Source organism: Lunatimonas sp. (assembly GCF_020832325.1).
Taxonomy (GTDB): domain Bacteria; phylum Bacteroidota; class Bacteroidia; order Cytophagales; family Cyclobacteriaceae; genus Lunatimonas.
Window position 1 is genome coordinate 50,184 of sequence record NZ_JAFIEU010000040.1, and the last position, 13,226, is coordinate 63,409.

A 13,226-nucleotide genomic window follows, 5' to 3' on the forward strand; every position below is an offset into this window, starting at 1 on the left:
GGCCTATCCATTTTGGTTTGGAGGTAGCCCTGTCGTTTTCTCAGCCTGAAGTTTGTTTTTCTCGAAATACCGACACAGGTAGGTGATCGTGCAGGTAGCGCATTTCGGCGACCTAGCTAGACAGGTGTACCTTCCGTGCAGGATCAACCAATGATGCGCCTTGTGGATTACTTCCTTGGGCAAATGCCTCGTCAACTGCTTTTCTACCTCCAAGGGGGTTTTGGCAGACTGGGTCACCAAGCCTAATCTCTTTGAGACCCTAAATACATGCGTATCCACGGCCATATTTGGCTGATTCCAAACCACACTGGTAATCACATTGGCCGTTTTCCGGCCAACCCCAGGGAGCTTGACCAACTCGTCAACAGTCGAAGGTATCTCCCCACCAAAATCCTCCACCAACATCTTAGCCATCCCAATGAGGTGTTTCGTCTTATTGTTGGGGTAGGAGACCGAACGGATATAGGGGAACAGTTCATCAAAAGTAGTCAGTGCCAAATGCTCCGGAGAGGGAAAATCGCGAAATATTGCCGGCGTAACCAGGTTGATTCGCTTATCGGTACATTGCGCACTTAGTATCACCGCTACCAACAATTGGTAAGGATTTTCGTACGTAAGTTCCGTTTCAGGTACGGGCATTTCCGAGGCAAAATGATCGACAAACGCTTTGAATCGCTCTTTCTTCAACATATCAGTCTAATTTCATAGTGGCTTGATTCATACACAAGCCTTGTAGCAGGCAAATAAAAAAACCTGCTAACTTTTCCAAATCAAAGTTAACAGGTCGAATGCTTTAGCTGCTACTATTTTTATACTTTTTCCAATCCTTTGGATGACCGGGCCATGCCTTTGATTTGACCAACTATCCGCTCGGAGGGCTCCCTAAAAAGGTGGTCGAGATGTTCCAAGGACCCCAACAGATCTAGATACTCCTGCATCAAAACCGGATCTAGCTGAAGTGCCTGGACAAACTCCACGCTTTCACTTGCTGACATTTCCTGATAAATATACCTTATCAGATCATTTTGGGTAAAAGATTTTGTCATAGGCTATATTAATATGTTTAAGTTTCTTCCTTAGATTGATCAAAGCATATCGCATGCGCCCCAACGCTGTGTTGATACTCACTCCCGTTTGTTCGGCAATCTCCTGAAAGCTTAGGTCCATGTAATGCCGCATGATCAACACCTGCCGCTGATTTTCCGGAAGCTCTTCTACCAACTTCCTTATCATCTCGTAGGTTTCATCTTTTACCTTTAGATCTTCTACATTCTCCTCGGCAAAATTTAGCGTGTTGAACACGTTGGACCCATCTTCCATGACAACGGAGGGATAACGCTTCGCTCTCCTAAAGTGGTCGATGGCCAAATTGTGCCCTATGCGCATCAGCCAAGGCTGGAACTTACCCTCTTCGTTATATTTATCTGAGTTGAGTGTCTGTACTACCTTCACAAAAACATCCTGTAAAAGGTCTTCCGCCACACCCTGATCCTTCACTATCATCAAGATAGTCGAATAAACTCTGGACTTGTACCTATCCACCAATCGTTCAAAGGCTGCTTCACTACCGTTTCTATATTGGGCAATAAGTTCGCTGTCTTTAGGTCCTACCCTTTTACTCATAAATCTGACTTTTTTATAACGTAGAGTTTTTTCCCATATTGCTTTGTTTAAGGTGAAAGTTATCCGTACTATCCGACCAAATGTATCGAATAGGATTAAACATAGCAATTTATTTTCATTTTTTTTGTATAAACTCAGCTTTTATCGAAACGAGACGCTCCAAGGCAGCCAAACGTATGCATGGGAATCAGTAGGCATCACCTGCCTCGCAAAAGGCACTTCGCTGACCAAACAATAAACTGATAATCAGGACCTCAAAAATAGTATTCCCCAAACAAACGAAGACTGGCAATGAAGCACGCAAGTTCAACTGTATGTGGGAAACAATAATCATACCAGACCTAAGAATCTCCGGACCACATGCTTTTGAAGCCTTTGTGAAAAAAACTGTAAATCGTGCCGGAAAGACCTATGGCTGCACTCACGTAAGCGACGCTACGATCGAGTATATTGGGGTCATAAAACCCAATCACAGACACCGAAATGAACACAAAACTAATCGCAGCAGCCTGTACCAGTCTGGAAGTTCCCTTCGCTTTTTCCTCCCTCCTAAATGCTTCAATTTCCTTTTCGGCAGTGTTGGCTAGTACAAAATTGGTGAAGGAAACCGAAAAAAGACGCAACCGATCCTGGGTAGGATTCAAGCTTAAAACACCTTTTTGCAACAGGGATGCCATTACATCCCGCATGGTATAGTTGATAAATCCTTCCGATGCGAAGTAATAGCATAGCTTCTTTTCTCTCATATTCAGCTTAGACCACACGTTGATAAAGAAGGCTTTGTTGTACCGCTGAATAGAGAGGATACACTTTTCGTAGCGGTCCTGCGAAATCCTGCTTTCCAGCGACTCTTCCAACAGTTCATCGGTAATGAGGCAGGCCAGCGCAGTATTGTTCTCCCCATAAATTAACTCTTCACTAAGCCCTGCTACCAAGGGGTCATTGAAAAGCGGCGACTTTACCTTCCGACGAAAACCCTGCCTATGCTCTTCGGACATGGAAGCCCAATCCCCTATATCGTGAGGCAGCAGCAATACCTCTTGGTGGAAATTAAGTGGGACGATGTAAAACAGAAACGGTTTCATGATCTCCGTTATACGCAACACTTCCATTTCGCTGGCACCCTCTTGGATAATGTCCTGAATGGATCGACCGGAAGAAATAAAGAGCAATAAACTACGGCCAAAAAACCTGTCTCTAAACCGCTCCAAAACTTCCAGTACCTCCGACGCACTGTCCAAACCATGGAGGTTTTGCAACAAAACAGCTTGACAATCCTCCATTTCCTCTGGCCAGGAACTTTCATCCGAGGTAGCGGAAAGAATCAGTAAACGGTCTCTATTTATCAGGAAATGGTAACGGATCCATTTGCTTATTTTCTTATTGTCCAAGCCAATTACAAAAGTAAACTTTCGCTTGATACAGGCGGAGGGTAGCCGCTTATTCTGTACCGGAAATAAATAGTCTACAAGAAATATCCGTTTACTGACCCGCATGATTAAGTTAAAAAACAGTCCAAATAACAGGATCGTGGTTAACAAAAGCACCGGGGTCTGCCCAATTTTCTGAAAAACAACCTCGGCGATGGAAGCCGATTGCACGGAGCGATCAACCCCGTAATACACCTGCTTGGGTCGCATAAAAGAAGCCTCCACCGCACGAATGTCCGGGGCAATAAACCTGCTTAACTCCTCATCCGAGCGGTAGGTAAGCCGGCTGAAATTCACCCGCCTCAACTGTTCGTGGACGGAGATTAAATCTTGGTAAAAGCCGGAAACCTGCTGTATGCCCGATGGTTTGGCTCCCCCGCCCACGGGGTTTTTCCAGATGTACACTTCCTGCACAAACACCTGACGATGAATCGCATAACCCGGCAAAAAACCCAGAACAATGATCCAGAGCAAAAAATTAAGAGAAAATATACGTTTTTCCACTTGAAGCTGCGTGATAAAGTTCCACATCTTGGTAAGTTGGAAATGTATCTTCTTCCAACCCTTGATCTCTCCACTAAAGTCCGGCTTAAGCTTTGGCATCCTCCCCATCCCCGAAGCCACAAAACAAAGTATCACCGCAAAAACCAATAAAAACAGCATGAGCATTCCCCAATAAAAATAATTCTGATCCAATGCGTAAGCATTTAGAAACACCAATCCTATGGCTAGCAGGAGGAAAACAAACAAAGCGGGAGCCAGAAAATTAAACTCCCGGGTGCCAAGCCCTCTTTTTGTATCGGGAAACAGCAGCACAAAATTACATATACTGGCACTCATAGCTAATAGCGCTGACCAAAGAAAAATGGAAAACAAGGTCAGAGGAATGACCAAATACACAAACAGAAAAACGATAATGTGAAAAGCCAACAGGTAATTGGCATATAAATATTGATTTCTCTTTGATGGAGCGGGTCGGTACCAGTCGAACGAAAACTCCCGCATGCGCAGATAGATCGGCTGCAATCGAGCTAAAAACACAAAGGAAATCAGCAAGCCAAGTAGCAACAAATACGGAAACAAAAATGCCAATGTCTCAAACGTTGTCAAAATGAACAGCGAATCTTGCAGACTCTTGTCCACCAAGTACATTACCCATACCGACGACGAAAACCCATCAAATGACAGCCGCTTAAAAATGGCCTGGTATTCGTGCCCGTTGACATAGAGAGGCATCTCCCAGCTTCGCTTCTGATGCCTTTCCGCATTGTTTCCCAACAGTGTCTGAATGCGGGACCAAACACCCTCGTCAATAGCATCCTGAAGACGGTTTACCGGCATTTCCATTCCGGTACTTTTCATGATTACCTTTCCATCCTCCTTAAACACAAAAAAGCGGTTCCTATTCATTTCGCTACTCACTAACGAACCTACATCGAACGTAATCGCACTACCGATTTCATCTTGGAACAAACTGACTACGCCCTCCAATGCACCGGTAGCATTGGAAAAATGAGCCGATAAGAAGGCTTTCGAGGGATTGCGTTTGGACTCTATCACATAATCTCTCTGTTTGATGCTGATAAAGGATTGGTCGCCCAGCCCCATCATCCCAGTCCCTGGTACGCCCAGCTTTCGAATGAAGCCATCGGTTCCAAATTGTATGTATTCGTTAATTGGAAGCTGGTTTTGGGTATCTTTCGTCACATCATCCTGATTCTCCGCAACAGAAAAGCGTTGGAGGAGGGAATAATAGTGCTGAAACTGCGCTGAAATATCTCCCTCCAATTCGTTAAGCAGCTCCACATCCAGCTCGGAGGTACGTTGATTCTGAATAAATGCCAAGGTATAACCTGCCACCAATGCCAAAAATATCAGAGACAATCCAATACCCATTACCTTCCCCTTGCTGAGCACATCTCCGGCACTCAAGCTAAAAATCCCGATAATCGGAATACCAAACAAGACCAGTACCAGTACCAATACCAACACACTCAGTACGCCAAAATCGATGCGGTAAGCTGCCCGTTGGAATTGGGATCGCTCTTTCAGCCCCAATAAAAAATAGTGACCCCCAGCTAGCAAACAAGGAGACATAAAGGCTTCAAATTCCTCACTACCGAGATTCATCTGAAATATAAGCTCTCCCGCCTTCATCACCTCTGCATTATTTTCAGGACCGATCGATGAATGGCTTTCAACCGTCGCGGGGTCGAGCAATGCAGTACCTCTGTATTCACTTGGATAAACTACTACCCCACTGGCATCCAACAAAAATAGTCTATCAAAAAACCTTAAGGGCAAATTATCCTCCATCAACCGGAAAAAGGGCACTTCGTGCTCCACCAAAAACTTCAGGCTTCTCTCTCCCCCATCTTTCGGGTTGGAATCAAATGAAACCCCTAATCGTTCTTCAATCAACGATTCCGTCACAAAAAATCGGCTGCCCGGGTTACCTCCGGAAACCTTCCCCTCTAAATCAAAAAAATAGTTCTCCACCAACATGCTTGAAGAACTATCCCGCAAAATTACTCGGCTTTGCAAGCCCTCGAATTGCTTTTCCGCAGCCTCTTTTCTTGATAACGTTTGAATTTGATGTAATTGAAATTTGGGATTGCTATCAAAAATAGCGGCAATTTGTGCAGCTTGATCAGCCAATGACCCACCGGTCAATGCCAGGTAGTTTCGGCTGAGGTATTCATCGAGCTGTAAGTGGTAGTTATGAAAGGTAGCCTGTAGATTATTCTTACCAAGTACAACTGCCTTGATGGATTGGGATTCCAACTCCTTCTTGTGACTCATGGACTGCTGATACAGGTATATGGCTACCAAGGCCGTTAGCCCAAACACATACAACCATACACGTAGATCCCGGAATTTCATTGGCACAACAGCTGATACGAAACCGAGATCAATTTAGAAAAACTTTATTTTACAAAAAAATATAACACCGTATTTAACTTCTAAATAAACTGAAAAAAACAAATGTTTTCAAAGGTAAATCAGTAAGCCTCCATCATCGAGGATTGCTTTAAAGCAAATCAATTCCCTACAATCACCGGAGGACACCCGCCCCGATGCCAACTCAAACCGGTATTGATGAAGTGGGCATACTACCTCATCAAATGCCGTGATCCAACCCTCGCTAAGACTCGCCATACGATGTGGACAGAGCCCCTCAAAAGCGAAAAATCGCTCGCCGATTCTCGCCACGCAAACCTTTTGATCACCCAACGATACTTGCTTGATGGTGCGCTCCGGGAAGAGGGAAATCACCCCTTCGCGACTATTTCCCAACCTATATTCCTTCATCTGTTTTTAAATATTCATTGCGGTCACTGCATGTCCCTCACCAAAGACCGGGACGGCCTAGATCGGGAACAAACAAAAAAAGGTGTGGCCGGTACTCCAGCCACACGGAACATCCGATTCACCTCGTTTCGTTCAAAAGGCAACCGGTTCAGCTATTCGGTAGGTGCTGCGGTGCGTATGAACCTTTCCTGACCGGTCCGTAGCCCTTACCTCAATCTGATGGGATCCATTTCCGAGATTTGTTGGCATACTGCCCCTCCATAGGTGTGTGCTATTAACCGGGTTTGAGGGCCTTCTCCCAGCCATTAACTGATCTGCCGTGTCCCACTCCATCACTTCTTTGACAAATACCGGATCTGCGGCATCCACCCAAACCAAGGGTCTCCAATCGCCCCCGTTGATTCGATACTCCACCTGATCATCCTGGTGTCCCATGTAGAAATTCACAAAAATCCCTGCCTGAGTCCCCCGGTTATTAGCAACCACCTGCGGATGAAACACGTGCATTTGATAATCCGCCGGCTTACCCAATACCTGATATTCCAACTGATAGCTGTTGTCTACTATTTTCAAACGGGTATAGCCCTTGGGGGTTCCGTCCCGCATCGTAGAAATCGGGAGGTTGTTTTCATCCAATTTGCCAGAATACCAGTCTCCATTGGTGGTACCTGCGTTAAATTCGTGAAAAGGCTTCTCACCGTGCCACCCGTCCTCTGCGGTGTAGTAATTCTGGCGCTGCAGGTGGGTATGGGCAGACATGGCCAACACATTCGGATAGGACTTCAGTAAATCAAAAAGCCGACGTCTATCGCTGTCTCGAAAGGAGATTTCGTCAACATGAAAAAGAGGAATATGAAAGGCCAGTACGACGAGCTTATCCTGGGGCACAAACCTTAGGTTGTTTTGCACGAAATCAAGTTGATCTTTCCGGAAACCGCCCCAATATCCCTGTCCGTCCCTGGGGTCGGGATACAGGATATCATCGAGCACTATAAAATGAACGCCTCCATAATTGAACGCATAATTGGCTGGTCCAAAGCTTGCCTCAAACGACTCATCGCTCCATTCATCCCGGTCTACATCTAAATTCATGTCGTGGTTTCCCATTAGGTTATACCAAGGCAAACCCATCGCTTTCATGACATGAATATAGGGCTGATGCAGGTCCAAGTCATCCCCCACCAGATCCCCGAGTGTCAACCCGAAGACTGCCTGTTTTTCATTTTTAGCCTCCTCAACCACGGACTTTTGAAAAAAAGCTAGCTCTTGGGTGGTATATGGCTGGGAATCCCCAAAAATCAACGCGGTAAAGTTTGTTGGCTCTTCTGCTGCATACAGCGGAAAATCCACGGATTTGGGCAGTGGCCCAGTGGGTACAACTCCCTGATACTTGGTAGCAGGTGAGCCGGAAGGCTTGTGGATATAGTAAAACTGGGGTTGGTTCGCATCATTGACGGGCACCGAGTAACCGCTGGGCTTTATCACAAAAAGAATGTTGTCCTCTCCAACCTCGAGCGAATACCTGCCTTGTCCGTCGGTCAGGACCACATCCGTTCCGTTGCTGACAGAAACGTTCGCAATTCCCTTTTCTCTCCGGTCCCGCTTGCCGTTTTGATTGAGATCCTCGTACACATACCCCGTGGCGACCTGTTGCGAAAAAGCAGGCCACACCAACATAATCAGAAAAATAGAAAATATTTTTTGCATATGACTTAGTAATTTGTTGTTTCTATCGAACCTGTGTGGCATATCTGGTAAACCAACCCGAAGTGCTATGCTGAAGAATCCTGCCGGATGATTATTTTACTCACCGTAGGTGCGTACCGACCAAACAGAAGGCAGGATAATTACTTCAGACGATACAAAAACAAATCTACGCAGGTACCTATTCGCGTGTGCAAAGTTTGTGTGAACATTAGGTTAAGCTTAACGCCCTTCGTTGTAAAAAACCGCGAGGCCGTCCTTACCAGCTACTACGATATCCAAAAATCCGGATTGGTTCACATCTGCAATGGCAAAGTAAATCCCGGAGCCCTTACCCTCCCCGAATGGTCCATAGGAAATGACATTCTTTGTAAACGACTCCCCGTTCCACTTAAAATAGTACATACCCAAATGATCGTGACCACCGGGGTCGTTTCCATTGTGGGCTCGATAGCGCTTTCCGGTCACCAACTCCATCTGACCATCATTGTCGATATCTGCCCATTCTAAGCAATGATACTGGGAATGAAAGGGATCGATGGGGTGCTTCAAAAAGGAACGACTTTGACCATCTTGACGCTGCTCGTACCAATCCAGTCCATAATCGTGGGCTTGGCCCACTATCAAGTCATTTAGACCATCTCCATTGACGTCCTGCACCAGCACAGGAATACTCGCTGAACCTAGGTTGAAATGCTCATGCAGCTTCCAAGGACCGGAACGGGGATCTTCGGGTGCCTCCAGCCAGCCGTTGGCCAGGATAAAATCTCCCCTCCCATCGCCGTTGATATCTCCAAATCCTAATCCATGGCCATGGTTTGCAGCTACTTCCACACGCTCAAAGGTACCCGTCCCCTTGCCCATTGCATCTCGGACAAGTTTATAATAAGCAAGCGGCTTGTTGGGTGTATTCGGAACAATCTCCAACTGACCGTCACCGTCTACGTCCCAGGCACGGGTTGTTTCTATGTTGCCAGTTTTGTAGATCTCGTGGGTCTTCCAGGCACCGTTGTTACCCGGATTTTCCATCCAAACCAAAGTAGCACCAAACCAGCCCCCGGTGATATAATCCATGTGGCCATCGCCATTGACATCCATGGGAATGGTGGAGAAATCGTCAAAGTATTCACCCACCCGATCAAAAACCGCGATAAAATGCTTCTTTTTAAAGTCCGGCCCTTGGTACCAGTAGCTGCCGGAAACGATGTCCAGATGTCCGTCTCCATTCACATCAAACACTCCCGCGGATTCAGCGCTCTCTGCTGCAATCAGCTGCTTCTTGAATGTAACATGCTTTGGCGGGTTATCTTGAGTTGCAAACCAAAGAGCGAAAAAGGGGATGATGAGCGATAGCGTGTGCATGTTTGGTGATTTTGGGTTTGAAATACGTCCACTACGGACTAGTTAATTTTGTAACAACCATTGGCCAACTCGCTGATTAAAGTCCTCCAAATTTTCCCAATGAAAGGCGTGTCCACTGTTGGGATAAATATGGAGATCCGCCCCGGGAATAGCCTTTGCTACCTCCTCAGTCATCCACTTGGGTGTAAACTCGTCGGCCTCGCCACCTACGACAAAGGTGGGTATCTGTACATGCCCAAGCTGCTTCAACACATCGTGTTCTATACAGGCCGCAGCCTGTCCTTCCAGCCCGAGTAGGGGCTGAGGATTGGAGTCGTTTGCAGCACCCTCTCTATCCTCCAACATGGCTTGGAAAGTGCCCGGATCATCCCAAGAGGCTTTGGAAAAAATTAACTGCTGAATAAAACGGCTAAACTCCTGCGGCCTAAAGCGAGCCTTACAATCTACCATCAGTTCGAAAATTGCCTTGGCCTTGTTGTCGCAGCGGGCCCAAGGACACATCAAGACCATTGACCTTACCTTGTGAGGATGTCGAATCGCCAATTGCTGCGCAATGGTACTGCCCATAGAAACTCCGGCAACACGGGCTTGGGAAATGCCCAAGGCTTCCAATAACGCGGCACAGTCATCTGCCATCAATGCAGTAGAATAAGGTCCCACGGGCTTTGACGACCGGCCAACTCCCCGGTTATCCATTAGAATACAGGTAAAATCCTTTTCCCATGCTGCAGTATGCTTCTCCCACACCGATCCTGGAGCGGTGATCCCCATGATGAGCAGTAGAGGCTCACCACTACCCCGGGTCTCATAGTAAATATCTATTCCGTTTGCGTTTACAGTCGGCATCTTACTTAGGTTAGTTGTTTGACCAAGGTTTCGTGTATCCACTTTCCATCGTGGAGAGTTACAAAGTCCGGATCCTCCAAGGCCTCCTGCCCCTCATCCTCGCAGATGATCCAACCTGGAAATGCAATATCTTTCAGCCATTGGGTGATTCCCACCAGGTCCACCTTTCCATTCCCCATCAACGTAAACTCTGGATTGCCGTCCCAATCTTTGTAATGTACATGATTGATCAGGGACTGGTATTCCTTCATTTTGGCCAATGGATCCATTCCGCCGTTGATGATATGGCCTACATCCGGGCACCAACCGGTGACGGATGCATCCAATCCTTCCAAGATGACCTGATAATCTTCCTCGGTACGGGTAATGGACGTGTGGGGTGAATTAGGGTGAAAACTACTAACCACACCGCGGTCTGCTGCCCGCTTCGAAACTTCGTTCACAATGGATGTCAAACTTTTACGTCTGCTTACCAAATCGTGCCGTCCGGTAGGTATTTGTACCGTGCACAACACCGAACCTGGAAACTGCTCCAACATACTGATGGCATCATCCGCTATGCGCCGCTCTTCGTCGGTTTCCTTTGCACCGTTCCAATCCAAAGCCAGCGCCACGGCAGCCAGGTCTATGTTTCGCTGATTTAACTTGTCTGCCAGCAGCTTCGGGTCAGAGAGCGGCCCCATCCAGGTAAAAATAGGCTGTATGCCGGTAAACCCTGCGTCGGCAATAATGTCAATCATATGTGCCAGCTGACCCTTATGGGTTTCCCCATTGCCAGCCATAAACCAAGTATATACTTCTGCTCCAAAACGGAATGGTAATTTCATCATTGTGTCAAGCGTTAGTTTGAGATTATATTTTCTAGGATTATCGGATTAGAGGCCGTGCTTGGCACCCATCTCTTTGATGAACTTCAAGCCGTTTTCTGCCATCTCCCAAGGCTGGGAAAACTCCCTCCACACGCCAATGGAATTTGCGAAATCCGGGTCATTGCGGGTAAAACCCTCGATGGTCAGCCACCCGTCAAAGCCCACTTCGGCCAAGGCAGAAAATGCATCGTCCCATGGCACATGGCCGGATCCAGGGGTACCGCGGTCATTCTCACTAATGTGCACGTGGCCCAACATAGGCGCTATCTTGCGAATGGCATCGCCAAGTTTCTTTTCTTCTATGTTGGCATGGTGAGTGTCAAACATGGCCTTTACATGGGGATGGTCTACTTTCTTCAATAGGTGAATCAGTTGGTCCATGGTATTGCACAGGTAGCATTCGAATCGGTTGAGGGCTTCAGGTGTCAAAAGAATGCCCGCCTGTTGCGCATAGTCACCGGCCTTATGGAGCACCTCCGCACTACGCTCATACTCCGATTCCTCCGGAGCGCGCTTGGCAAATACGGTAAATGCCGAATGAAAAGGACCACATATCAGTTTTGCTCCAAGGTCGTAGGAACGGTCTATGGTCCACTTGATCTTATCCAATGCCTTTGCCCTGACTCCTGCATCCGGGTCTATAGGGTTTTCATCAGGGCCTAATACAAATACGGTGGTGGTTTCCATCCCCAAGCTTCTTACGTGATCTCCTATGCGCTTGTAGGCCTGCTCATCTGGCGCTCCCACCAAAAATTCCACCCCATCGTATCCGGTTGTTTTCAATCGGTCAATAATCGGTTTGAGGTCGTCGGAAACGGCGGCAGACCAAGCCAGTACATTGAATCCAATTTTGTTCTTCATATTGCTATCCTTTTATTTGAAGTCGGCTACTTTCATGCCCCTTCTCCAGTTATCAAATCCAAACATGGTTGGGTTATAGGCGCCCACGTAGTCTACCTTTGTGGTCTCTGTAATTTGGTGCGACATGTTGAGACACCAGTAGGCCGCGTTGACGACTAATTTTCGCAGGTCAGCACTTTCCAGGTCCACAGAGGCCCCCATGGTGGACGTAAAAACTTTTCCTGTGTTCCCTGCGTCGCTGGTATAGGTTTGAATCCAAGCTACCGGCATGAGGGCTTTCTCCCAATTCACCGGCGTATCTGCTGTCATTCCGTGGGTCACTGCGCCGTGCATCAGCACCTGTGCATCCTCACCCAAGCCATTGACGGTATACACATCGGAAGCTACCCAGATATCCTTTACACCCCGAAGGATGGGATGTTTGGAAGAATGAGATACGCCATCTATCATCGCCCGGGTTCCCTCCACGGCATGGTGGCCATGGTGCGCCACCCAGGTTTCACCCAGAATCTTCTTTCCAAACCCTTTTTCCCAGCCTGGCTCATTGGCCATCCAATGGTACTTTCGGTATTTGCTTTGGTTATCCTTTCCGTAGTTGAAGGCATGTGTGGACGTCCGTAGGCCAATGATAGGTTTTCCAGACTGTACATAGTCGTCGATAAACTTCATCTGATCATCCGGCAGCTCCCTAAAGCGCATAAGCATGATGACCAAATCCGCATCGGCCAAAAAGTGAAGCCCTGGAATATTGCTTTTATAATTGGGGATTATTTCCTTTTTTTCCGGATCAATGGCAAATAGCACTTTGGTATCGAACCCATGATGGGTGCTAAGGATCTTTGCCAGCATGGGCATCCCTTCTTCGGATCGGTACTCGTCGTCACCGCTGATCAAAACGACCGTTTTGCCCTTTCCAGGGCCTTGTCCTCCCGAGTATTCCAGCCACATTTCTCCATGTTGTCCGTAACTTACGCTTCCTATGAGCAGCATCACACATGCAAGCATGATCCAACGGCGGGAAGTTGAGACTCCCCTGTGTAGGTTTTTCATTCGTTCTATATTTAGGTTAGTAAGATGATTAGTTGAGGCAAAGCATGAAAACCTTTTGGTTTCCTTTACCCAAATCATCGGTTAATATATTGGAATTTGGGTAGATTCCATAATTCTTTTTTTTGAGGCAACGAAACCTAATCTGTTTGCCCAGCAGTAAAGAAAAGAA

Annotated in this window: 11 protein-coding genes; all 11 read right to left on the reverse strand. The window is 46.9% G+C overall.

Annotated features, from left to right (window positions below; genetic code table 11):
• Positions 1-3: 3 nt before the first annotated feature.
• The 11 genes from nth to JJU34_RS14415 all read right to left on the reverse strand — a co-directional run bounded on the left by nth (position 4) and on the right by JJU34_RS14415 (position 13,057).
• Positions 4-690, reverse strand: coding sequence for an endonuclease III (gene nth, locus JJU34_RS14365; RefSeq protein ID WP_228693079.1), 687 nt, complete (start codon positions 688-690; stop codon positions 4-6).
• A gap of 119 nt (positions 691-809) precedes the next feature.
• The gene (locus tag JJU34_RS14370) at positions 810-1,046 is read right to left on the reverse strand and encodes a hypothetical protein (RefSeq protein WP_228693080.1); all 237 of its coding nucleotides are present in this window, start codon (positions 1,044-1,046) and stop codon (positions 810-812) included.
• Positions 1,021-1,623, reverse strand: coding sequence for a sigma-70 family RNA polymerase sigma factor (locus JJU34_RS14375; RefSeq protein WP_228693081.1), 603 nt, complete (start codon positions 1,621-1,623; stop codon positions 1,021-1,023). Before JJU34_RS14375 ends, JJU34_RS14370 begins: the two co-directional genes overlap by 26 nt.
• 341 nt (positions 1,624-1,964) lie before the next feature.
• Complete coding sequence (locus JJU34_RS14380) at positions 1,965-5,936, reverse strand: hypothetical protein (protein ID WP_228693082.1); 3,972 nt, start codon at positions 5,934-5,936, stop codon at positions 1,965-1,967.
• A gap of 108 nt (positions 5,937-6,044) precedes the next feature.
• Positions 6,045-6,365 carry a Rieske 2Fe-2S domain-containing protein gene (locus tag JJU34_RS14385; RefSeq protein ID WP_228693083.1) on the reverse strand — a complete coding sequence of 107 codons (321 nt, stop codon included), beginning with the start codon at positions 6,363-6,365 and terminating at the stop codon, positions 6,045-6,047.
• A 132-nt stretch (positions 6,366-6,497) separates the two neighbouring features.
• A complete protein-coding gene (locus JJU34_RS14390) occupies positions 6,498-8,072 on the reverse strand; it encodes a calcineurin-like phosphoesterase C-terminal domain-containing protein (protein WP_228693084.1) in 1,575 nt (524 codons plus the stop codon).
• 219 nt (positions 8,073-8,291) lie between these two features.
• Entirely contained in the window at positions 8,292-9,431 is a 1,140-nt protein-coding gene (locus JJU34_RS14395; RefSeq protein ID WP_228693085.1) for a VCBS repeat-containing protein, read from the reverse strand.
• A gap of 42 nt (positions 9,432-9,473) precedes the next feature.
• Positions 9,474-10,277 carry an alpha/beta hydrolase gene (locus JJU34_RS14400; RefSeq protein ID WP_228693086.1) on the reverse strand — a complete coding sequence of 268 codons (804 nt, stop codon included), beginning with the start codon at positions 10,275-10,277 and terminating at the stop codon, positions 9,474-9,476.
• A gap of 5 nt (positions 10,278-10,282) precedes the next feature.
• A complete protein-coding gene (locus JJU34_RS14405; protein WP_228693087.1) occupies positions 10,283-11,107 on the reverse strand; it encodes a sugar phosphate isomerase/epimerase family protein in 825 nt (274 codons plus the stop codon).
• A gap of 45 nt (positions 11,108-11,152) precedes the next feature.
• Positions 11,153-12,007, reverse strand: a complete 855-nt coding sequence (locus JJU34_RS14410) for a sugar phosphate isomerase/epimerase family protein (RefSeq protein WP_228693088.1) — start codon at positions 12,005-12,007, stop codon at positions 11,153-11,155.
• Between the two features lie 12 nt (positions 12,008-12,019).
• On the reverse strand, positions 12,020-13,057 hold the full coding sequence (locus JJU34_RS14415) for a ThuA domain-containing protein (RefSeq protein WP_228693089.1): 1,038 nt from the start codon (positions 13,055-13,057) through the stop codon (positions 12,020-12,022).
• Between the last annotated feature and the right edge of the window lie 169 nt (positions 13,058-13,226).

Coding starts and splice junctions, on each gene's coding strand:
- JJU34_RS14375 (WP_228693081.1), bottom strand. CDS start 1,623: ATGAGTAAAAGGGTAGGACCTAAAGACAGCGAACTTATTGCCCAATAT.
- JJU34_RS14395 (WP_228693085.1), bottom strand. CDS start 9,431: ATGCACACGCTATCGCTCATCATCCCCTTTTTCGCTCTTTGGTTTGCA.
- JJU34_RS14370 (WP_228693080.1), bottom strand. CDS start 1,046: ATGACAAAATCTTTTACCCAAAATGATCTGATAAGGTATATTTATCAG.
- JJU34_RS14380 (WP_228693082.1), bottom strand. CDS start 5,936: ATGAAATTCCGGGATCTACGTGTATGGTTGTATGTGTTTGGGCTAACG.
- nth (WP_228693079.1), bottom strand. CDS start 690: ATGTTGAAGAAAGAGCGATTCAAAGCGTTTGTCGATCATTTTGCCTCG.
- JJU34_RS14405 (WP_228693087.1), bottom strand. CDS start 11,107: ATGATGAAATTACCATTCCGTTTTGGAGCAGAAGTATATACTTGGTTT.
- JJU34_RS14400 (WP_228693086.1), bottom strand. CDS start 10,277: ATGCCGACTGTAAACGCAAACGGAATAGATATTTACTATGAGACCCGG.
- JJU34_RS14415 (WP_228693089.1), bottom strand. CDS start 13,057: ATGAAAAACCTACACAGGGGAGTCTCAACTTCCCGCCGTTGGATCATG.
- JJU34_RS14385 (WP_228693083.1), bottom strand. CDS start 6,365: ATGAAGGAATATAGGTTGGGAAATAGTCGCGAAGGGGTGATTTCCCTC.
- JJU34_RS14410 (WP_228693088.1), bottom strand. CDS start 12,007: ATGAAGAACAAAATTGGATTCAATGTACTGGCTTGGTCTGCCGCCGTT.
- JJU34_RS14390 (WP_228693084.1), bottom strand. CDS start 8,072: ATGCAAAAAATATTTTCTATTTTTCTGATTATGTTGGTGTGGCCTGCT.